This window comes from Polaribacter sp. (assembly GCF_965660385.1).
Classification (GTDB): Bacteria; Bacteroidota; Bacteroidia; order Flavobacteriales; family Flavobacteriaceae; genus Polaribacter.
The window spans coordinates 1-20,624 of sequence record NZ_CBFHZT010000022.1; the positions used below are offsets into that span (position 1 = coordinate 1).

General features: G+C 30.8%; 18 protein-coding genes and 1 tRNA gene. 7 read left to right on the top strand and 12 right to left on the bottom strand.

The features are described from left to right. Positions 1-153 precede the first annotated feature (153 nt). The 4 genes from mutY to gldD are packed head-to-tail and all read left to right on the top strand — an operon-like array spanning position 154 to position 3,580. On the top strand, positions 154-1,200 hold the full coding sequence (gene mutY / locus ACTG3V_RS08395; protein WP_439131713.1) for an A/G-specific adenine glycosylase: 1,047 nt from the start codon (positions 154-156) through the stop codon (positions 1,198-1,200). Positions 1,201-1,235: 35 nt separating this feature from the next. Then, on the top strand, positions 1,236-1,667 hold the full coding sequence (locus ACTG3V_RS08400; protein WP_439131714.1) for a single-stranded DNA-binding protein: 432 nt from the start codon (positions 1,236-1,238) through the stop codon (positions 1,665-1,667). A 31-nt stretch (positions 1,668-1,698) separates the two neighbouring features. Then, on the top strand, positions 1,699-3,027 hold the full coding sequence (gldE, locus tag ACTG3V_RS08405) for a gliding motility-associated protein GldE (RefSeq protein ID WP_439131715.1): 1,329 nt from the start codon (positions 1,699-1,701) through the stop codon (positions 3,025-3,027). Continuing rightward, entirely contained in the window at positions 3,020-3,580 is a 561-nt protein-coding gene (gldD, locus tag ACTG3V_RS08410; RefSeq protein WP_439131716.1) for a gliding motility lipoprotein GldD, read from the top strand. The genes gldE and gldD overlap by 8 nt, the downstream gene beginning before the upstream one ends. Before the next feature lie 189 nt (positions 3,581-3,769). Here the strand turns inward: gldD and ACTG3V_RS08415 are convergent, their stop codons facing one another. The 6 genes from ACTG3V_RS08415 to ACTG3V_RS08440 all read right to left on the bottom strand — a co-directional run bounded on the left by ACTG3V_RS08415 (position 3,770) and on the right by ACTG3V_RS08440 (position 9,824). After that, entirely contained in the window at positions 3,770-5,551 is a 1,782-nt protein-coding gene (locus ACTG3V_RS08415) for a MutS-related protein (protein ID WP_439131717.1), read from the bottom strand. After that, positions 5,544-6,635, bottom strand: coding sequence for a HesA/MoeB/ThiF family protein (locus tag ACTG3V_RS08420; protein WP_439131718.1), 1,092 nt, complete (start codon positions 6,633-6,635; stop codon positions 5,544-5,546). Before ACTG3V_RS08420 ends, ACTG3V_RS08415 begins: the two co-directional genes overlap by 8 nt. 60 nt (positions 6,636-6,695) lie before the next feature. Beyond that, positions 6,696-7,802, bottom strand: a complete 1,107-nt coding sequence (locus tag ACTG3V_RS08425) for an NTP transferase domain-containing protein (protein WP_439131719.1) — start codon at positions 7,800-7,802, stop codon at positions 6,696-6,698. A 113-nt stretch (positions 7,803-7,915) separates the two neighbouring features. Beyond that, positions 7,916-8,389 carry a cyclic pyranopterin monophosphate synthase MoaC gene (gene moaC, locus ACTG3V_RS08430; RefSeq protein ID WP_439131720.1) on the bottom strand — a complete coding sequence of 158 codons (474 nt, stop codon included), beginning with the start codon at positions 8,387-8,389 and terminating at the stop codon, positions 7,916-7,918. Positions 8,390-8,547: 158 nt separating this feature from the next. Further along, on the bottom strand, positions 8,548-8,838 hold the full coding sequence (locus ACTG3V_RS08435; protein ID WP_439131721.1) for a GIY-YIG nuclease family protein: 291 nt from the start codon (positions 8,836-8,838) through the stop codon (positions 8,548-8,550). Positions 8,839-8,990: 152 nt separating this feature from the next. Further along, positions 8,991-9,824, bottom strand: a complete 834-nt coding sequence (locus ACTG3V_RS08440; protein WP_439131722.1) for a sterol desaturase family protein — start codon at positions 9,822-9,824, stop codon at positions 8,991-8,993. Positions 9,825-9,929: 105 nt separating this feature from the next. Here ACTG3V_RS08440 and ACTG3V_RS08445 point away from each other — a divergent pair, with 105 nt between their 5' ends. Together ACTG3V_RS08445 and ACTG3V_RS08450 are read left to right on the top strand one after the other, a co-directional pair. Beyond that, the gene (locus ACTG3V_RS08445; RefSeq protein ID WP_439131723.1) at positions 9,930-11,150 is read left to right on the top strand and encodes a metallophosphoesterase; all 1,221 of its coding nucleotides are present in this window, start codon (positions 9,930-9,932) and stop codon (positions 11,148-11,150) included. Positions 11,151-11,233: 83 nt separating this feature from the next. After that, positions 11,234-11,527: a thioredoxin family protein gene (locus tag ACTG3V_RS08450; RefSeq protein WP_439131724.1), complete on the top strand. Its 294-nt coding sequence runs from the start codon at positions 11,234-11,236 to the stop codon at positions 11,525-11,527. A 53-nt stretch (positions 11,528-11,580) separates the two neighbouring features. On the opposite strand, the gene ACTG3V_RS08455 is transcribed toward ACTG3V_RS08450, so the two are convergent. After that, on the bottom strand, positions 11,581-14,724 hold the full coding sequence (locus ACTG3V_RS08455; RefSeq protein ID WP_439131725.1) for a glycosyltransferase family 117 protein: 3,144 nt from the start codon (positions 14,722-14,724) through the stop codon (positions 11,581-11,583). A 171-nt stretch (positions 14,725-14,895) separates the two neighbouring features. Between ACTG3V_RS08455 and ACTG3V_RS08460 the strand changes: the two genes are divergently transcribed. Then, a tRNA-Gln gene (locus ACTG3V_RS08460) sits at positions 14,896-14,967 on the top strand. A 327-nt stretch (positions 14,968-15,294) separates the two neighbouring features. Here the strand turns inward: ACTG3V_RS08460 and ACTG3V_RS08465 are convergent. The 5 genes from ACTG3V_RS08465 to pflA form a co-directional block, all read right to left on the bottom strand. After that, positions 15,295-15,963 carry a LysE family translocator gene (locus ACTG3V_RS08465; RefSeq protein ID WP_439131726.1) on the bottom strand — a complete coding sequence of 223 codons (669 nt, stop codon included), beginning with the start codon at positions 15,961-15,963 and terminating at the stop codon, positions 15,295-15,297. Between the two features lie 88 nt (positions 15,964-16,051). After that, positions 16,052-17,095: a 2Fe-2S iron-sulfur cluster-binding protein gene (locus ACTG3V_RS08470; protein WP_439131727.1), complete on the bottom strand. Its 1,044-nt coding sequence runs from the start codon at positions 17,093-17,095 to the stop codon at positions 16,052-16,054. Between the two features lie 8 nt (positions 17,096-17,103). Continuing rightward, complete coding sequence (locus tag ACTG3V_RS08475; protein ID WP_439131728.1) at positions 17,104-18,093, bottom strand: aspartate-semialdehyde dehydrogenase; 990 nt, start codon at positions 18,091-18,093, stop codon at positions 17,104-17,106. A 186-nt stretch (positions 18,094-18,279) separates the two neighbouring features. Continuing rightward, positions 18,280-19,782 carry a DUF3360 family protein gene (locus ACTG3V_RS08480; protein ID WP_439131729.1) on the bottom strand — a complete coding sequence of 501 codons (1,503 nt, stop codon included), beginning with the start codon at positions 19,780-19,782 and terminating at the stop codon, positions 18,280-18,282. Between the two features lie 67 nt (positions 19,783-19,849). Further along, on the bottom strand, positions 19,850-20,599 hold the full coding sequence (gene pflA, locus ACTG3V_RS08485; protein WP_439131756.1) for a pyruvate formate-lyase-activating protein: 750 nt from the start codon (positions 20,597-20,599) through the stop codon (positions 19,850-19,852). Between the last annotated feature and the right edge of the window lie 25 nt (positions 20,600-20,624).

The window sequence follows — 20,624 nt, forward strand, 5'->3', positions numbered from 1 at the left end:
TGCTTTCGTCATGTCTCTATTTTTACTATGTTTTTATTAATTAACTTTCAAAAATGCGGATGCAAATATATGATAATTAATCAATTCCAAAAACTTAAACAACTAAAATTATGTGAATTTTATGATGTAATATTGCAAATCTATTTTTAAGCAATGAAATTTTCTAACACTTTAGTTTACTGGTACTTACAAAACAAGAGAGATTTACCTTGGCGTAAAACTAAGAACCCTTATTTTATTTGGCTGTCAGAAATTATGTTACAACAAACCAGAGTTGCCCAAAGTTTAGCCTATTATAACAAGTTTACAACTGCTTTTCCAACAGTTTTTGACCTTGCAAAAGCAGATGAAAGTACCGTATTAAAAATGTGGCAAGGTTTAGGGTATTACTCAAGAGCAAGAAATTTACATTTTACTGCAAAATACATTTCTAACGAGTTAAATGGCAAGTTTCCATCAACTTATAAAGAACTTATTAAATTAAAAGGTATTGGAGATTATACAGCTTCTGCAATTGCATCTTTTGCTTTTAATGAACCTACAGCAGTTGTAGATGGCAACGTTTATAGGGTTTTATCAAGGTATTTTGGTCTTGAAACCGCTATTAATTCATCAAAAGGAATTAAAGAGTTTAAAGCTTTGGCAGAAACCTTAATTGATAAAAAACAACCTGCAAACTACAACCAAGCCATTATGGAATTTGGGGCAATACAATGTAAGCCCAAAAAACCACTATGTTTGTTTTGTCCACTTTCAGAAAGTTGTGTAGCGTTTCAAAACAATTTAATAGATAAATTGCCTGTAAAAGAAAAAAAAGTAAAAGTAAAAAAGCGGTATTTTAATTTTTTGGTGATTAAAACAGGTAATGATAAAACTATTCTTTCTGAAAGAAAAGGAAAAGGCATTTGGCAAGGTTTGTTTCAGTTTCCTTTAATTGAAAGTGATAAAATATTGGATAAAGATGCATTGATGGCATCCAAAGAATTTGATGATTTGTTTCCAGAAGAAACTACAATTGCTCTATTCAACAAAAAAGAAATCGTACATAAATTATCCCATCAACATTTGTACACACAATTTTGGATTGTAGAAACCGATTATTTATCATCAGCAAAAATAAAATGGTCAGATATTCAAGATTACCCTGTACCTGTATTAATTGGAAATTTTTTAGAAGATTTTGACCCTAAAAGTAATTGATATTTTTAGTACTTTTGATGTATAAATGATACGCTATGGCAGGAACAATAAATAAAGTAATATTAATTGGTAATTTAGGAGATGATGTAAAAATGCATTATTTCGATGATCAAAATTGTGTTGGACGTTTTCCTATTGCAACCTCAGAGAGTTATACGAACAAGCAAACAGGAGAAAAAATCACTAATACAGATTGGCATAATATTGTAGTTAGAAATGGTTTGGCAAAAGTTTGCGAAAAGTATTTAAGCAAAGGTGATAAGGTGTATGTAGAGGGGAAACTAAAAAATCGCCAGTGGGAACAAGATGGTGTAAAGCGTTACTCAACAGAAGTTCAAGTGAATGAAATGACGATGCTTTCTACCAAAAGAAACGAAATGAACCCTAATCAACCACAACAAAATCAAGCTCCTGTAGCACAACCAAAATCGGTAGCTGAGGAAGAGAATGATGATTTACCATTTTAATGAATCGTATACTTAACAAAATATTTTAATCTTGGATCCAGATCCTGAACCTTTATTTCTTTTTTTAGCTTCAATTGATTTTTTAACATCAATAAATATTTTAGCCCTATTAGTTTTATTAATTGGCTCTGCACTAATATCAGGTACAGAAGTTGCTTTTTTTTCATTATCTCAAACCGATTTAAATGAACTTTCTAACGAAGGTAAAAATGAAAACATTATTGTAACTTTATTAGAAAGACCAAGAAAATTACTGGCAACGATTTTAATTACCAATAATTTTATTAATATTTTAATCGTTTTATTATTCGCTTCTTTAGCAGAAACATTGTTTGGCGATTTTGACTATCAACTAAATGTGTATCTTTTTACGGTTTCTATCCGCTTTTTTATTGAAGTAATTTTAGTTACATTTTTAATTTTACTATTTGGTGAAGTTTTGCCAAAAGTGTACGCATCAAGAAATGCGCTTCGGTTTTCTAGGTTAATGTCTAAATTTATTAATATTGTAAATGTTATCTTAACTCCATTTAGTACACCTTTAATATTTATTACAAAACTCATTGAAAAAAAATTAGGGAATAAAAACTCTAGTTTTTCTGTAGAAACGTTATCACAAGCGTTAGAATTAACATCAGAAGGCGCTACAACCAAAGACGAACAAAAAATTTTAGAAGGTATTGTAAATTTTGGGAATACAGAAACTGTGCAAATCATGAAACCCAGAATCGATATTTTTTCACTTTCTGATGATGAAGATTATGAAATCGTACTTCAAAAAATTCTTGAAAATGGATATTCTCGAAATCCTGTGTACAAAGAAAGTATAGATAATATTATTGGTGTTTTGTACGCCAAAGATTTATTAGCACATTTAAATAAGAAAAATTTTAAATGGCAAAATTTGTTGCGAGAAGCTTTTTTTGTGCCAGAAAATAAGAAGTTAGATGATTTGTTAGATGATTTTAGAGCGCGTAAAAATCACTTGGCGATTGTTGTTGATGAATATGGAGGAACCAGTGGTTTGGTTACTTTAGAAGATGTTATTGAAGAAATTGTGGGTGATATTAATGACGAATTTGATGACGACGATTTACAATACTCTAAAGTTGATGCCAACAATTATATTTTTGAAGGTAAAACTACCATAAAAGATTTTTGCAGAGTTTTTGATGATGAAGATGAAGCAATTTTTGAAGATGAAAAAGGCGAAAGTGAAACTTTAGCAGGTTTTATTTTAGAGGTTTCTGGAAAATTTCCTAAAAAGGGCGATAAAATAAACTTTAAGAATTATACGTTTACCATAGAAGCGTTACAAAAAAAACGAATTAAACATGTAAAAGCGACTCGAAATGCCTAAAATCTTTTCTCTTTTTTTCCTTTTTGTGCTCCTTATTTCTTGTGATGAAGATGTTTTGCCAAAACCCAAAGCTTATTTGAGTTTAGAATATCCAAAGAAATCCTATAAGAAACTACCACTTAAAAGACCTTATACGTTTAATGTTCTTAAAAACACCACCATTATTGATGATAAAAATAATTGGTTAAAAATTAAATATCCAACGTTAAAAGCGTCTATTGATATTACCTACAGGCCAATACAAAATAATATGAAAGAATTGTTAACCGAAGCTGAAAAATTGGTATTTAAACATGCTGTAAAAGCAGAACAGATTATCCCAAAAGATTTTGTAAATACCAAAAACCGCGTTTTTGGTAGTTTATATGAAATTACAGGAAATGCAGCTTCTCAATTGCAATTTCATGTTACAGATAGTACCCATCATTTTATAAAAGGTTCGTTGTATTTTTATGCAAAACCCAATTACGATTCCATTTTACCTGCAGTAGCCTATATTAAAAGTGATATTTTACATTTAATTGAAACTTTAGAGTGGAAGAAGTCCATTTAATAACGCATAGAAAAACATTATTGTTTATCATTTCTGTGCACGCAACCGCTCTCGCTCGTCTCTGACGAGTTACAATAAGTTACGGTACTCTATAGAAACGAGCACCAACCTTTAGATGAAAGTTTAGAGTGGAAAAATAACTAGACCTCACAGGTTTTAAAAACCTGTGAGGTCTTTTAAGTTCATAAATTATACAATTTCCATTTTCTGTAATAAAAAAGAAGCATTCATATTTTTACAAATACCCTTTTTAAAAGTATAATCAAAATGCAACTCATTGTTTATGATTTCAGCATCAAAATAGTAGTTTTTTATTGTTGAAAATTCATTCTCTAATTCGCATAAACTTACATCATGTGTGGCAATTATTCCTGTTGATTTCGATTTTGTGAGTTTTTCTACAAATTTTTTAGAGCCAGTAGCTTTGTCTTTACTGTTGGTGCCTTTTAAAATTTCATCTAAAATGATAAAGTATTTTTTACCAGCATTGTTAAGGTCTATTTCATCAACAATAAATTTTAAACGCTTTAATTCTGAGTAAAAATACGATGCATCTTCGGTAAGTGAATCTGTAGTTCGCATACTTGTAATTAATTTTATAGGTGTATATTCAAAACGCTCAGCACAAACAGGTAAACCACAATTAGCCATAACAATAGATAGCGAAACGGTTCTTAAAAATGTGCTTTTTCCAGCCATATTTGCACCAGTAACAATAAAAAACTGTTCATTATCAATGGTAAAATCATTATCAATCCTTTTAGTTGAATCTAGTAAAGGATGTCCCAAATTTTTCGATTTTATGGTGTTTTTTGATGCCGAGATTTTAGGGAAAATAAAGTTGGGATGATTAAATTTAAAATTCCCTAATGCGTTTTGAGCATCAAAATACGCCACAACTTCAAACCATTTTTCTACAATATGTTTGTAGTTAGTTATCCATTTTTCTACTTTACAAGCGTTGGCGATTTCCCAAAGAAATAAACCATTTCCTAAAACAGCAATAATAATATTGTTTCGATTGTCAAAAGCATCTAAGATTTTAGAAAACTCTTTAAAAATTAAGGAAGCTTTTTTGTTTTCCGATTGAATGGTTTTTTGTTTATCAACTAAATGTTTTGATGTAAAATGTGCTTGCTCAATTTCATTTAAAAGTTGATGATATTGTTTAAACGTTTCTCTGATTTTTTCTGTTTCTGCATATAGATTACTGCTTTTTTTTATGAATTTACCTGTAATAAAAAGACCCATAAAAAACCATGCTGTTAAAAAGGAAAAAGAAATGAATCCGAAAGAAATCAAACCAATTAGTAGTATTGAAATGATTGAAAAACCAAGCTGAATTTTTGATAAATATTTTGGGAAAATAGGAGCGTAGTTCAATAACCAAGATACAATAGCAGTAGAGTTGTTTTTTACAGAAACCAAACTTGCTAAAGCAGAAAAGTGCTGTCTCCAGGTTACTTTTTCCGATAGTTCATCAATAGCATTTTGTTTCTCAACTATAGCATCAATGGTATTTGCAGTTAGTAATTGAGATAAAGCTGTTTTTCCATCAAGCGTGGCTGTTCTGTTGATGTACTGAAAAAATGAACCTTTGCCAAATAAATCAATATCATTACTAAAAAAATGTGTTGGGTTTGCAAATTCGTTTCCTGTAGCTAAATGATGAAAATTTCTTTTTAAAACGTCAATTTCAGTGCTGTTTATATTGATTTTTTTATCAACAATTGCTTTTTTTCTTTTAAGATTGATGTGTTGAAATACCAAAAAAGTAAAAAACACAATCCCTAAAAATATTGTGATGAATACAGTAAAATAATCATCAAAAGTAAGATACACTAAAAAGCAAGTGATTAAAAAAACAGCAAATCGTAAGATAGCAAGATTAAAAATTTTGTTTTTAAATTCTAAAGATTGCTGCTCTAAATCAGCTTTTTGTTGGTTGTAAAATGCTAATAGATTATTCATAACTTGAAATTCCGCCAGTTAAATTTAGGACTTCTAAATCTGGATACTGTTTTTTCATTTTTTCTGTGGCTCTATAACTATTGAATCCTCTTTGGCAAACCATTACATAGGTTTTAGAAGCGTCTATGTTAATTTTTTTTGCATCAAATTTACTGATATGTATGGTTTGATTTACTTTAAAAGGCAATTTTAAATTTTCTAAAACAGCAATAATTTCGAGATTTCTCGATTGTTCTTTGGATAATAATTTTTGTTTTAAATCTTCAGGAGCAATTTGCCAATCAGTATTTTGACCAGAACAAGCAACATCAACATAAGTTTGTACCTTAAATATTTTTGCAATTTTATCTTTTGTAAAAACAGGTTTTAACTTCATTTTTAATTGTGTGTTTCTAAGCGAATTGTAAATCAGTAATTCGTTTGTTAACGGTTTTTCAATATCCGTAATAATTTTTAAAACTTCATTAACCTGTAATGTGGCAATAACACCAACAATGGCATTTAAAGTACCAGCTTCTTCACAATTAGGAATATCAGTGGCCATTTCTGGAAAAGCATCTCTTAAATTAGCGGAGTAACTGCCATCTTTTTGCTTTACATTAAATGTAGCAACATAGCCATCAAACTTATACAAAGAACCATACACTAAAGGTTTGTTTTTAAGCACGCAAGCATCATTCAATACATATTTTGTGGGTAAAGAATCTGTGCCATCAACTACAAGATCTACAGCATCAATAAAGTCAAAAACGTTTTCTTTTGTAATTGCCTTGTTAATAGTTTTAACTTCTGTAAAAGGTGCTCTACCTTTTATAAATTTACGTAAAATTTCGGTTTTTGGTTTTCCAACATCTTCCAAACTGTAAAAAACCTGTCTGTGCAAATTGGTAATATCAACCGTATCAAAATCCACCAAATGCAATTTTCCAACACCACTTGAAGCCAAATATACTGCAATCGGACTTCCTAAACCACCACAACCAACCACCAAAACAGAAGCGTTTTGTAGTTTTTGTTGCCCAACTTCACCTATTTCAGATAAGGTGATTTGTCGTTCAAAAAGTTGATTTGTTGTGGGTTTCATTTTTATAATACATTTATTTCAATGCTACTTGTCATTCCTGCGAAGGCAGGAATAACAGACTTAATCATTTATCTCCTTTTTTGCAGCTTCAAACTCTTCAGGAGTATTTATATTTCGTATTAAATCATCATCAATTTCTACAATTTCAACATCAGCATTGATTAACATTTTACGAGAGCAAGAATACCCCTGTGCTAAATATTGTAATAAAAGAGGATACGCTTTTGGCTCGTAAATGGTAATTAAGGGCTCCACAAATTCCTTGTTTTTTCCTTTAATAGCTGTGGCTGTTTTTGCAGGGTTTCTTTTTTGCAAAACTAACGTTATCAAATCTTCAGTTAGAAAAGGTAAATCTGTAGCTAAAACAAACCAAGCAGAATTTGGATCTTTTTGAAAAGCCGAACAAATGCCTCCAAAAGGACCGAGATTTATAAATTTATCAGAAATTTCTTGTTCACTTTCTGAAGAATTCTGAACTGAATAAAAAGTTTCCAAATTGTTATTTTCTAATAATTCTTTAGCTACTACTTTTTGCGGTTTTCCAAAATAATCAAGTTGGGCTTTATCTTGCCCCATTCTCGTACTTTTTCCGCCTACTAAAACCAATCCTTTGACAGGTGCAATTTTTTCTTGGATTAAGTTGTTAATATGATTGGAAATCTTATCAACTTCATCAATAGTGTAACAATTTAAGTTTTTAATCTGAGGGTATTTTTCTTCTAAAAAATTGAAATACTTTGTTTCTGATTGTAGCTTTATAATAAATTGAAGGTTATTCAGTTGCGTTAATCTCTTTAAAACCGAGGCTTCTTTTGCTTCATCTAAAATTAAGATTTGCTTTGCACCTTGATAATGGTTTCCATTGATAAATACATAATCGTATTGTGCAAATTGTAAACGTTGTGCAAACTTATTTACAGTTCCAGAAGTAGTAATTTGCAAGTTTCCTTGATGGTGAAAAGTGTATGCTGAAATTATATGGTCATCTACATTTTTTGCATGTGAAGCATCAAAATACGCTAATTTGTAATTCGATAATCTTTTGGATAGTTTGCTTACTAAATCAGAAATATTTCCACAATTTGTACCTAAAAAAGCAATTTCGTTCGGCGCAAAATTATCGTTATTTCGTCTTTCTAAATTTGTATGTTTTTGATGTTTTTTCATGCTGAATTTGTTTCAGTGTCTTTTTTGAATGTCATTTCCACTTTAAGGAGAAGTCTCAAGTTAATCATTTAGAGATTTCTCAACTCTACTACGTTTTATTTGAAATGACAATCTTAATTTTTAATATCCGATTTTCCACCAGTTTTTTCTAATAATTTCACCTCTTTAATTACCATTTTCTGGCTGATGCTTTTGCACATATCATAAATGGTTAAACACGTAATATTTGCACCTGTTAAGGCCTCCATTTCTACGCCAGTTTTACCTGTAATGGTTACTTTACAAAGCGCTTCAATGTTTTCGTGATCAATTATATTAATGTCAATATTAATACCATTAATTAATAATGGATGACACATAGGAATAAGGTCTGAAGTTTTTTTAACACCTTGAATTCCGGCAATAATTGCTGTTTGAAAAACGGGGCCTTTTTTTGTAATTAACTCATCATTTGTAAAATGAGCAATTACTTCTTTTCCTAGAAACATTGTTGCTTTTGCAATAGCGGTTCTTTTGGTAATTTTCTTATCAGAAACATTTACCATTTTAGGGTTTCCTTTTTTGTTGATGTGTGTGAAATTGCTCATTAGAAATAACTAGTATGTTCTCGATACAATTTTTTCGTTCCTCAAAAATCACTCGAACTGACATAATTTATTATGAGTATTGATAAACATACTGTCACTTCGAGTGAAATTTCTTTTTCAGAAATTTTGTATCGAGAAGTTTTTGAAAATTAAGATTTTTATTTAAATTTCTTTTTTGCTAAATTAGGAAGTTTTTTAAACTCTTCATTTATTAAAGCTTCCTTTTTTGCTCTAGACCATTTTTTAATTCTTTTTTCCCAATCAATTGCAAAACCAACTTCAGTAAATTCACAGTAGAAAGCTAATTTTAAAGGCCTTCTTTTATAAGTATAGCTTTCTTGATGTTTGCCTAATTGATGTTCTTTAATTCTGTTTTCTAAATTTGAAGTAAGTCCTGTATAATAAGTTTTATCGGCACATTTTATTATGTAAACGTAATATATTTTCATAGTTTTTTAGATGATCTCTTAACAAGTTCTCGATACAATTTCTCCAAAAAAGTCGAAATCACTCGAACTGACAACACGCATTAAGCGTATCAATGAACATACTCTCACTTCAAGTTAAATTTCTTTTTCAGAAATTTTGTATCGAGACGTTTTCAAAAATCCCCTTTATATTCAGCAGATTTTAAACCTTTTTGAAAAGGAGCTTTTAGTTGATATACAATATCATCAGCTTTTTCTGCGTCTAAAATATCAACGCCATATACAATGTCTTTTGTGTCTTTGTAAATAAAGGTTCCGAAAATACGATCCCAAATAGAAAAGATATTCCCGAAATTGGTATCTGTCCAAGGCATTACATGATGATGATGAAATTTATGCGTATTTGGCGAAATAAATACATAGCTAATGGCTTTGTCCAATTTTATGGGTAAACTAATATCCGCATGCGAAAAATAGGTAAAAAGCACAGTTAGAATTCTGTACATTAAATAGTAAGAAACAGGTAAACCCGCAATAATTACTCCGATTAAAGCAAAGGTTTCTCTAAAAATAAAATCTATAGGATGATGCCTAGTGCCAGAGGTAACATCTACATGAGTATCACTATGATGAACTGTGTGAAAACGCCACATAAAAGGTACTTTGTGCAGTAAATAATGCACCAAGTATTGTGAGGTAAAATCTAAAATCATAATCGCTAAGATAATTTCTACCCAAACAGGCCAATTTACCATATTCAGTAAGCCAAAATTACTAGTTTCTATCCACAGAAAAACACCTACAGTTATAATGCCAAAAATCACATTGATAAGCATTGTAGATAATAACAAAACAAAATTTGTTTTAGCATGTTTCCATTTATTATACTGATGTTTTTTTAAAGGATAAACACCTTCTAAAACCCAAAAAATGGTTAAGCAACTTACAATCCAAATTAACTTCTGTAAACTGGTTAGGTTCTCGAAAAAAGCAACAATAGCATCCATAAGAGATTAAAAATTATTCTATAAAACTACTAAAAACTTTAACACCTTGTTAAAAATCATTCGTTTTTTAACGTTTACCTTTGTTTATTTTTTAAAATTTAGCTTATGCCTCGTTGGTTGATACCAGTTCTTATTTTAGTTGTTTTAATCGTTATTGTAGAAATTTACACATTTCAGGCTTTTAAAACAATTAGCGCAAATAAATGGATACGATTTTCTTTTTTAGCACTTAGTATTGCAGTGTATATCTACTTTTTTGTGACTATTCTTACCTACGATAGATCAAAAGGGCAAACACCACAATTTCAAATGGCAATGGGTGTTTTACTAACGTTTTCAATACCAAAATTGTTTGTTATTTTGGTGCTTTTTGGAGAAGATGTTTATAGATGGATTGTAAAAGCAATTTCTGCAATTTCAAGTTCAGAAACGCAACCTTTGGTAGGAAGAAGAAAGTTTATATCGCAATTGGCTTTGGGTATTGCATCCATTCCTTTTATGTCTTTTATCTACGGAATTGTTCAAGGTAAATACAATTATAAGGTGATAAAATACCAACTTGTTTTTGATGATTTACCTGAAGCTTTTGATGGATATACGATTACTCAAATATCAGATATTCATTCAGGTAGTTTTACCAACAAAGAAAAAATACAATATGGTGTTGATTTAATTAATGAACAACAATCGGATTTGCTATTATTTACAGGTGATATTGTAAATAATAAGGCTGATGAAATGGATAATTGGATTGACGTTTTTGCACAATTAAAGGCAAAAGAAGGCAAGTATGCTATTTTAGGGAACCATGATTATGGCGATTATATGGATTGGAAATCGCCTGAAGATAAAGTGAAAAATTTTGAAGATGTAAAGAAAATTCATCAAAAAATTGGTTTTGATTTGTTGTTAGATGAGCATCGTTATTTAGAAAAAGACGGACAACAAATAGCGCTTTTAGGGGTAGAAAATTGGGGAAAAGGATTCAATCAAGCTGGTGACTTGGCAAAAGCATCAGCAAATATTAAAAAAGAAGATTTTAAAATTTTAATGAGTCACGATCCTAGCCATTGGCAAGAAAAGGTAAAAAAGGACGATTTTAATTATCACTTAACTTTAAGTGGTCATACGCATGGTTTACAAATGGGTATAGAAATTCCTGGATTTAGATTTAGTCCTTCTCAATTTGTGTACAAACAATGGGCAGGTTTGTATCAAGAATATGGACGTTATATAAATGTAAATAGAGGTTTTGGGTATCATGCTTTTCCTGGTAGAGTAGGGATTTGGCCAGAAATTACAGTTATTGAGTTGAAAAAGACTTGATAATCAGTTTAGTTGTACAATTTTGCTATATTTGTGTAAAGTGATGCAAAATACCTGGCTGTTTTTCTTTTAAATATTTTAATATGGCAAAATTTGGAGATTTAATTAGTATCAACAAACCTGTTTTAATCGATTTTTATGCAGATTATGATGAGGTAGAAAGTTCTATAAATACCTTAAGAGATGTTGCAGCTGCAATGGGTGATAGCGCAAAAGTTATAAAAATTGATATTAAAAAAAACGAGACCTTAGCAGATGCCTTAAGGGTGAAAGGAAATCCTACTTTTATGATTTACAAAGATGGGGAAATGAAATGGCGAGAAACAGGCTTTAAAAATGCAGATGCATTGATAAAGATTATTCAAAAATATCTTTAAAGAAAATAATTTATAAAAAAAACCGCAAATGTTACTTTGCGGTTTTTTTGAATTTACTCTTTAATATCTTCAGTTTCTTCTGGAAAAATATGGTTGAACAAACTAAGTGTTTTATTGTACTCGTCTTGTAGTTCTTTTATCAATTCTTGGTCACTATCATATTGCGCAACTTGGTCAATAACCCCTCTGTATAAATATCTAAACGTCATATCAAATTCTTCAAAAACCATATCAAAGTCATCCACATCAAAAGTGCTGAACCAAACTAGTTTTTCTCTAAATAAACGCATTAAATCTTCTGCCGTTTTTCTAGCTTTTTTAACTTCACCTAGTTTGTAATACATTTCTGGGTATTCCATAGATAAGCTATAATGATCAAAATCTTCAATTGGCATTTTATCTAAAGATAAATCTAATACTTCAACTGCTTTAATGGTATCACCTTCTTTAGCAAAAGCCGCAGATAAGCGCATTAAACTATTTCTTAAAGAAATGGCATTTCTTTTGGTTTGTTCATCTAAATAAATTTCACCATTATTAATATTTCTCCAATCCCATTTTTGTACATTTTCGTACATTTTTTCGGCATCTATTCTACCAATATCAAACAAACTCAATTGACGAATTAATTGTCCGTTTGCATCATAAATTTTAGTAGGTGTCTTAATAGGTACCAATTTAAAAGCAACACCATCTAGTTGTAAATAATCTTTAAGCCAAATATATTCGCTATCAGAATTAGAGCCACCTGTAAAGTAAATTGGGCGTTTCCAATCGAAATTATTTAAAATATCCAGCATTAAAATGGTGTTTTTTGCAATAGCTCTATCAATAGTAATATCTATGTAAGGCACAATTTTATCTGCATCTTTCTGGGCTACAATGCCATATTTTAATACATTTTCTTTGTTTACAGGAATACGAATTTTATTGGTTGGTAATATTTTTTCAGGATTTCCATCATCATCTAAATCGTAAAAAGTACGTTTACTATCGCTTTGAATCCATTTCATAAAATTATCCAACTCTAAAACAGAATCTTTTAATTGTGGAAATAATTCTTGAAAATAGTAGGCAACATCTAAAGTTCCATATTTGTATTCATCATGTGTTAATTGCGATGGAATAGGGTCTGCTTTGTAAGATTTCCTTTTCATTTGATCTATGTACCAATCTGTTTGAAAAAGACTTGTATTCACCAATTTAATGTCGGTTCTAATACCTTCTACCTCTTGCATGTACCAAAGAGGAAATGTATCATTATCACCAATGGTAAACATAATAGCATTAGGGTCGCAACTTTCTAAATATGCTTGTGCATTTAAACGTGTTGTATATCTGTTAGAACGATCGTGATCGTCCCAATTTTGATAAGCCATTAAAGTTGGGACAGCTAGCAAGGAAATTACAGAAACAGCAAAAGCTACTCTTTTTCGTGATCCAAAATCTTTCAAATATTCATATAAAGCTAGTACTCCAAAACCTACCCAAATAGCAAAAATGTAAAAGCTTCCTACAACAGCGTAATCACGTTCTCTTGGTTCAAAAGGTTTTGGGTTTGTATAAAAGATTATGGCAAAACCTGTAAAAGCAAAGAATAAAAAGAGTGTAAAGAAATTATTTTTATCTTTTTTAATTTGATAAAGTAGCCCAATTAAGCCTAAAATTAAAGGTAAGAAAAAGTAAGTATTTCTACCTTTATTTAATAAGGCTTGCCATGGTAGCATTTTTTGTGAACCGAGTCTTATTTCATCAATCCAATCAATACCACTAATCCAATTTCCGTTATAAATATCTAAATTTCCTTGAATATCGTTTTGTCTTCCCACAAAATTCCACATAAAATAACGGCCATACATGTATCCAAACTGATAGCTAACCATAAACTTTATATTCTCTGCAAATGTTGGTCTACGTTTGCTGTTAGCAGGGATGCCTGCAATAGCTTTGTATTTTTCTTCGGATGCAGGATTTACCATTCTTGGTATAAACCCTTTATGTTTGTCTGAATAATTAGGCAAAATGTCTTTGTAAACATTTACAATTACATAACGATCTTTACCTTTTACAACTTTTTTCTCGTATTTTGGTTTATCATCTCTTGTTGGGTTTTGTCTATCTCTTTCATCACTGTATTTATTAGAATAATACGTATCGTAAAAAACATTCGCATCACCATATTGTTCACGTTCATAATAAGCTAATAATTCACGAGCACTTGAAGGGTTGTTTTCGTTGATTGTAGTGTTTGCGTTTGCTCTTATAGGTAACATCATCCAAGAAGAAAACCCAATCATGATAAATAATACAGATAAGATTAGTGTATTTGCAGTTACTTTTTGTTTTTTTCGGGTAAAGTTTAATCCGAATATAAATAATGCAACTAATATAATTGCTGCTATTATACTTCCAGAATTGAAAGGTAAGCCCACAGAGTTTACAAAAAACAATTCTGATGCACTAAAAAACTTAAGCGTAAAAGGGAAGATAAATTTAAAGACTAACATTAACACTAAAACAGAAAAAACTGTAGCGATTGCTGTTGTTTTTAAGTTGATGTTTTTATAGGTTTTAAAGAAATACAACATTACTATTGCTGGGATAACTAATAATGAAAGTATGTGAACTCCAAAAGATAAACCAACAACAAAACTAATTAAAACCAACCACTTATTGCCTCTAGAGGTTTCAATTTCACTTTCCCATTTTAAACCTAGCCAAAATAATAATGCCATTAAAAATGATGACATTGCATACACTTCACCTTCTACAGCACTAAACCAAAAACTATCAGAAAACGTGTAGGTTAATGAGCCAACCACACTACTACCCAAAATAGCAATACGTTTGCCTTTAGAAATGTTACCGGTTTTTGCAGCTAATTTTTTTGCTAAATTACTTATTGTCCAGAACATAAATAAAATGGTAAATGCGCTTGCTAAAGCAGACATAAAGTTTACCATTTTAGCAATTTCTGCATTATCTGAGGTAAACATTGCAAAAAATGCCCCTAACATTTGAAAAAGTGGTGCTCCTGGTGGATGGCCAACTTCAAGCTTTACAGCTGTAGAAATATATTCTCCAACATCCCAAGCACTAACAGTAGGCTCTAAAGTTAGTGTATAGGTAACTAAGGCAATAGCAAATGTAACCCATCCTAAAATGATGTTCCATTTTTTATATTTTGCTGATGTCATAAAGTAATGAATTATATGTGGGCGAATTTACTAATAATTATGAATAAATAACGATTCAGCAAGGTTTTCTAGTTGATGATACTTTCATAAAAGTTTGTTAAATTCAAATTTTATAAAAAATTGTTTGCAAAATTAAAAGAATACGTTAAATTTGCATCCGCTAAGAAGCATTGGCCTATGGTGTAATTGGTAACACACCGGTTTTTGGTACCGTCATTCAAGGTTCGAGTCCTTGTAGGCCAACTGTTAAACCTCGTAATCATTTGATTATGAGGTTTTTATATTTTAAAAAGGTTTTTTTGTGTCAGTATTTGTGGAGAATCAAGAATCAAGCCTAAATGTTGTAGGGTTTAGAAGCAACAAATGAATTAAAAAAAGTTAGTGATTTACAAATTTGCTGATGTTTAGGTAAAACAAACATTTTTCATTTACAACTGAGGCATTATGGAAATAAGTGGTAAATGACCTGCTTAGAAATTGAATTAAAAGTTCTAAATGAGAGTTTTATGAAAAAGAGAATAATTTCTTGGATATAAAATTTGTAAGTAAAATGCCTTTTATTAAAAATAATTAATGAATAAATTCATCAATTTTTTCATTAGGTATAAAACCTTTAAGTATTAAAAACACACCACAAATTATTAATATAATGCCCATTATTTTTTTAATTCTAAAAATTATTGATGGTGTCATTTTATTTTTGAGTTGCTTTGCTAAAAATATCTTACCTAAATCTGTTATGAAATAGGCTATAATAATAACTCCAAAATATCCAAAAATAGCTTGTTGATTCATGTTTAAGGTAGGGCCTATAACTAAAACAGTACCTAGCCAAAAAGCTAAAACACCAATATTTATAAAATTTAAAAAATATCCTTTAAAGAAAAGTTTAAGATAATTGTTTTTCACAATTGGTACTTCAATATTTTTTGCAGACGCTATCGCTTCTTTTTTATTCTCTTTGTCAAAATAGGTAATTAATCCGTAAATAATAAGTACCAGTCCACCAATAAAAAAAAGTCTAGGATCGTCTTTTATTTTTTCTAATAAAGATCTACTTCCATAATAAGCAATTAAAATGAAAGAAATATCACCAAAAATAACTCCTAAATTAAAAGTAATTGCAGCTTTTGCACCCTTTAAAATACTAGTTTGTATTAGCATAAAAAAAACAGGGCCAATCATAAAAGACATAAAAAAACCAATTAAAATTGCGTTTTTAAAATCGTAAATATCCATTGTTTAAAAATACTATTTTTTCATTGAAGCGTAAAAAAGAAAGGATGGAAAAACCATCCTTTACGTTTAAATGTAGGTTTAATGATGACTAAACATCGTCGAAATCTATAGTGATTTTTGCAGTTGTTGGATGTGCTTGGCAAGTTAAAATTAAGCCTTCTTGAACTTCGCTGTCAGTTAAAATCGAATTTTTTTTCATTACTGCATTACCCTGAGTAACTTTTGCCAAACAAGAGCTACAAACACCACCTTGACAAGAGTAAGGAGGGTCTAAATCATTACGCAGTGCAGCTGCTAAAATGTCGTCTGTTTGCGTCATGATAAAGGTAGTTTCTTCATCATCTAACATCACAGTTATTTCAGAGGTACCTTCTTTAATAGCAGCTGTTGCTTCTTCATCAACAGAAACAGTAAATAACTCGAAATGAATATTTTCATCATCAAAACCAGCTTCTTTTAGGGTATCAGAAACTGTATGAATCATTGCTTCTGGGCCACATAAAAAAGCGGCATCAAAAGAAATTTCTTTATATTTATTTTTGATAAAAAAATTAGTGAACGGTTTATCTATTCTACCAAATAACATGTTTTCTTGACGCTCTCTGCTAGAAACAAACTCTAAATTAAAATTTTCATATTTTGAATTTAGCGTTAACAACTCATCATAAAAAATGGTGTCTGAAATCGATTTATTTCCGTAAATTAATGTAAAAGTTGATGAAGCCTCATTTTCTAAAACACTTTTTATCATTGATAAAATAGGCGTTATTCCAGAACCTGCAGCAAAACCAATATAATTTTTATTAGCTTCAGGTTGTAGTTGAAACCTACCTTCAGCAGCAGTAATTTCAATAGCATCTCCAACTTTTAACTCTGTGGTTGCATAAACGGAAAATGTACCATTTTCAACAGCTTTTACAGCTACTCTGATTTCGCCACTTTTAGGAGTAGCGCAAATAGAATAGGCTCTTCTAACTTCTACGTTGTTAATTTCTGTTTTTAATGTAATGTACTGACCTGATATAAATTGAAAGTTAGATTTTAAATTTTCAGGAATATCAAAAACAAGAGAAACCGCATTTGCGGTTTCTTGTTTTATTTCTTTTATAGTTGTTTTGTAAAATGTTGCCATAAATAAAATTAGACTAAATTTTTCTCGATTAAATATTCTGCAATTTGCACTGTATTTGTAGCTGCACCTTTTCTTAGGTTATCTGCAACTATCCACAAATTTAAGGTATTTTCTTGAGATTCATCGCGTCTAATTCTACCGACAAAAACTTCGTCTTTGTTGTGTGCATTTATTGGCATAGGATATAAGTTATTTGCCAAATCATCTTCTACAATTACTCCTGGAGTTTCACTTAAAATTTTACGAACTTCTGATAAATCAAAATCATTCTCAAACTGAACATTTACGGCTTCAGAATGTCCACCAGCAGTAGGAATACGAACTGCAGTGGCAGTAACAGAGAAAGAATCGTCGCGTAAAATTTTCTTTGGCTCTTTAACCAATTTCATTTCTTCTTTGGTATATCCATTTTCTAAAAAAATATCACAATGTGGTAATGCATTTCTACCAATTTTATGTGGATACGCCATTTCACCATCAATACCAGCTTCTTCATTATCTAACTGTTGTACTGCTTTTACACCAGTTCCAGATACAGATTGATAGGTAGAGATTACCACACGTTTCATGGTGTATTTTTTGTGTAAAGGGGCTAAAGCCATTACCAATTGAATGGTAGAACAGTTAGGATTTGCAATGATTTTATCATCAGCAGTTAACACATCACCATTAATTTCTGGAACTACTAATTTTTTAGTAGGATCCATTCTCCAAGCAGAAGAATTATCGATAACAGTTGTGCCAACTTCTGCAAATTTGGGTGCCCATTCTAAAGAAGTATCACCTCCAGCAGAAAATAAAGCCACATCTGGTTTTAAGTTAACAGCATCCTCTAAGGTAACCACTGTGTAGTCATTTCCTTTGTATGATAATTTTTTACCAGCAGATCTTTCTGAAGCCACAGGAATCAATTCTGTGATTGGTAAATTACGCTCTTCTAATACTTTTAACATTACTGTGCCAACCATTCCAGTTGCGCCAACTACAGCTATTTTCATTAGTTTGTTATTTATGCTTTTATAAGGGTGCAAAGATGCTAACAAAATTAATTGTGGCCATCATTTTAAAAAATATTTACCAAAATAATTTGTAATGTTTAAATTTTAACAAGTTGATATAAATTCTATATAAACGAAAAACCTTTCAGCGATAAAACTAAAAGGTTTTACATATGATAAAGATTCTTAAAAGAACGCTTCTATACCGTAAATGTTTTTAAACATTCCTACAGATAAAACTGCAATTACACAAATAACAAGAATACTAAGAGGTATAATTAATCGATCTACTAAGCTAAGATTTTTAGGTCTTTTCTTATCGCCAATTAAACCATTATTATCTAAAAACATGGCGAAAGCCCATGCAATTACTGGGTTTGTAACCATTGCCATAAAAATGCAAATACCAGCAGCTTGTGCAGAAGCACTTTCTTTTATCATTTGAATTCCGGCTTCAATCATAGGTAAAAATACACCAACTAAAAGTGCAATACACCTTACAGGAGGCCAAACAGCAACATCCATAGGGCTACCTAAAATAGCAATGGCAATAACGATAATACCTAATAAAATAGCACCTGCAGGAATTGGTCTTTTGGCAATGGCAGCAGGTATTAGATAGGTTCCCCAAGATGAGGTGATGTTTCCTCCACCAACTGCAGTACCTACCATTTGACGAATAGAACACATGGTCATAGTATCGTCTACATCCATTAAAACTTTGTCGGTTTTTTTGGGATAATTCATTTCTTGAAAAATTCGATGTCCTAAAAAGTCTGGAGACCACATGGCCACAGCTAAAATGGCAAAAGGCAAAGAAGCTACAAAGTGTTGGGTATTTGGTAATCCTAGCATCCAGCCTTCTTCTGTGCTACCCCACCAATATGCTGGGTTTAAATTGGGTAAGCCCATTTCTGTAGTAAACTGTAAATCGAAACTTGCACCACCAATTAGCGCAATGATTAAAGCAGTAATAGCACATGCAGGAATGGCCAACCATCGTTTATCTATTCTTGCCAAATAACTATATAATAAAACTGTTATAGCCAATATTACGAGTCCTAAATATCCTATTGAGCCTAATTCTACAGAGGATGAGGAAAGCCCCATGCTCCAAGATTGAATGGTTTTAATTTGACTTAATGCCCCAGAAAAACCTAAAAATATTAACAATCCGCCTGCAACACCTTTGCTTGTTAAATTTACCAAACGAGAACCGCCTTTTAAAAAACTAAGCACTAAGCCAAAAACACCAATTAAAATCGCTAAAGCTAACGGATGTGCTCCAGCTAAAGCAATACTAGCAATTAACGGAATCATAGGGCCATGATTACCAGCTAGATTGGCTCTTGGATTAAAAAAACCTGAAGCTAGAATTACAAAAAGAAAAGCAGGAATAATCATTTCTACTCGAGAAACTTCAATAGCAAATTCTTTGCCTAATGTAATATGATCCCAAGCGTTGGTTAGGCCTTCTGCCCAAGCCATCATAACAGAAGAATACATGGCAATAATTCCTAAAGTACCTGCTAAAGCTGGTACTAAATCTTCCCATTCAAATTTAAAATCTCTACCAGGAAGATTTAATTTAAACCTTCTGGGTTTCATTATTTTTAATTCGTTTTCTAAATATGCTGTTCTGCTATTAAATGTTGACGCAGGTTTGTGTTCTTCTTTGTAGGTTTTCATGGAAATATAGTTCTCAAAAAAAAATGAGAAGTTTGATGTTTAAATTAGCTTAAAATGAAATTTCTTTTTAATTAATTTTTACTTTTTTAAAGTAGTTGCTTAAAATAGTGGAAGCGTTTTCTAACTCTTCTGGAGTGTTTTCTCTAGCATCTTTTAACTCATATTCCCAACCTAAAGCATCCCATTTATGGATTCCTAATTTATGGTAAGGTTGCAACTCTATTTGCGCTATGGTTTTGTAATCTTTAAAATATTGGCCTAATTGATGTAACAATTCAGGTGTATTCGTAATTCCAGGAATCAATACATATCGCAACCACATTTTTTTTCCTGATGCTTCTCTGTGTTTCGCAAAGTTAAAAGTAGTTTCTTTATTTTGTTTGCCAGTGATTTTTCGAAAGCCTTCTTCTGTCATGTGTTTGATATCTAGCATCACCAAATCTGTGTAATTATCTAATAATTCAATTACTGGGTGATTTAAAACACGGCCATTGGTATCTAAATTTGTATGGATGCCTTCTTCTTTTAATCGTTTAAAAAAAGGAATTAAATTGGTGGCTTGTAAAACAGGTTCGCCACCAGAAACAGTAACTCCGCCTTTATCACCAAAATAAGACTTCATATTTACCGCTTTTTTTACCAATTCTTCAATATGATATTCTTGACCTCCATGAGTATCTATCGTGTCTGGATTATGGCAATATTGACATTTTAATTTACAGCCTTGTAAAAAAACTACCATTCTAATTCCAGGCCCATCATGAGTACCAAAAGACTCGATGGAATGTACATTTAATATGTTTTCTTTTATTTTGATAACGTTATATTTTAATTGAAAAAAA

Bases quoted from the DNA above. Each gene is read 5' to 3' on its own strand.
- mutY (WP_439131713.1), top strand. From the start codon at position 154: ATGAAATTTTCTAACACTTTAGTTTACTGGTACTTACAAAACAAGAGA.
- ACTG3V_RS08400 (WP_439131714.1), top strand. From the start codon at position 1,236: ATGGCAGGAACAATAAATAAAGTAATATTAATTGGTAATTTAGGAGAT.
- gldD (WP_439131716.1), top strand. From the start codon at position 3,020: ATGCCTAAAATCTTTTCTCTTTTTTTCCTTTTTGTGCTCCTTATTTCT.
- ACTG3V_RS08415 (WP_439131717.1), bottom strand. From the start codon at position 5,551: ATGAATAATCTATTAGCATTTTACAACCAACAAAAAGCTGATTTAGAG.
- ACTG3V_RS08420 (WP_439131718.1), bottom strand. From the start codon at position 6,635: ATGAAACCCACAACAAATCAACTTTTTGAACGACAAATCACCTTATCT.
- ACTG3V_RS08425 (WP_439131719.1), bottom strand. From the start codon at position 7,802: ATGAAAAAACATCAAAAACATACAAATTTAGAAAGACGAAATAACGAT.
- moaC (WP_439131720.1), bottom strand. From the start codon at position 8,389: ATGAGCAATTTCACACACATCAACAAAAAAGGAAACCCTAAAATGGTA.
- ACTG3V_RS08435 (WP_439131721.1), bottom strand. From the start codon at position 8,838: ATGAAAATATATTACGTTTACATAATAAAATGTGCCGATAAAACTTAT.
- ACTG3V_RS08440 (WP_439131722.1), bottom strand. From the start codon at position 9,824: ATGGATGCTATTGTTGCTTTTTTCGAGAACCTAACCAGTTTACAGAAG.
- ACTG3V_RS08445 (WP_439131723.1), top strand. From the start codon at position 9,930: ATGCCTCGTTGGTTGATACCAGTTCTTATTTTAGTTGTTTTAATCGTT.
- ACTG3V_RS08450 (WP_439131724.1), top strand. From the start codon at position 11,234: ATGGCAAAATTTGGAGATTTAATTAGTATCAACAAACCTGTTTTAATC.
- ACTG3V_RS08455 (WP_439131725.1), bottom strand. From the start codon at position 14,724: ATGACATCAGCAAAATATAAAAAATGGAACATCATTTTAGGATGGGTT.
- ACTG3V_RS08465 (WP_439131726.1), bottom strand. From the start codon at position 15,963: ATGGATATTTACGATTTTAAAAACGCAATTTTAATTGGTTTTTTTATG.
- ACTG3V_RS08470 (WP_439131727.1), bottom strand. From the start codon at position 17,095: ATGGCAACATTTTACAAAACAACTATAAAAGAAATAAAACAAGAAACC.
- ACTG3V_RS08475 (WP_439131728.1), bottom strand. From the start codon at position 18,093: ATGAAAATAGCTGTAGTTGGCGCAACTGGAATGGTTGGCACAGTAATG.
- ACTG3V_RS08480 (WP_439131729.1), bottom strand. From the start codon at position 19,782: ATGAAAACCTACAAAGAAGAACACAAACCTGCGTCAACATTTAATAGC.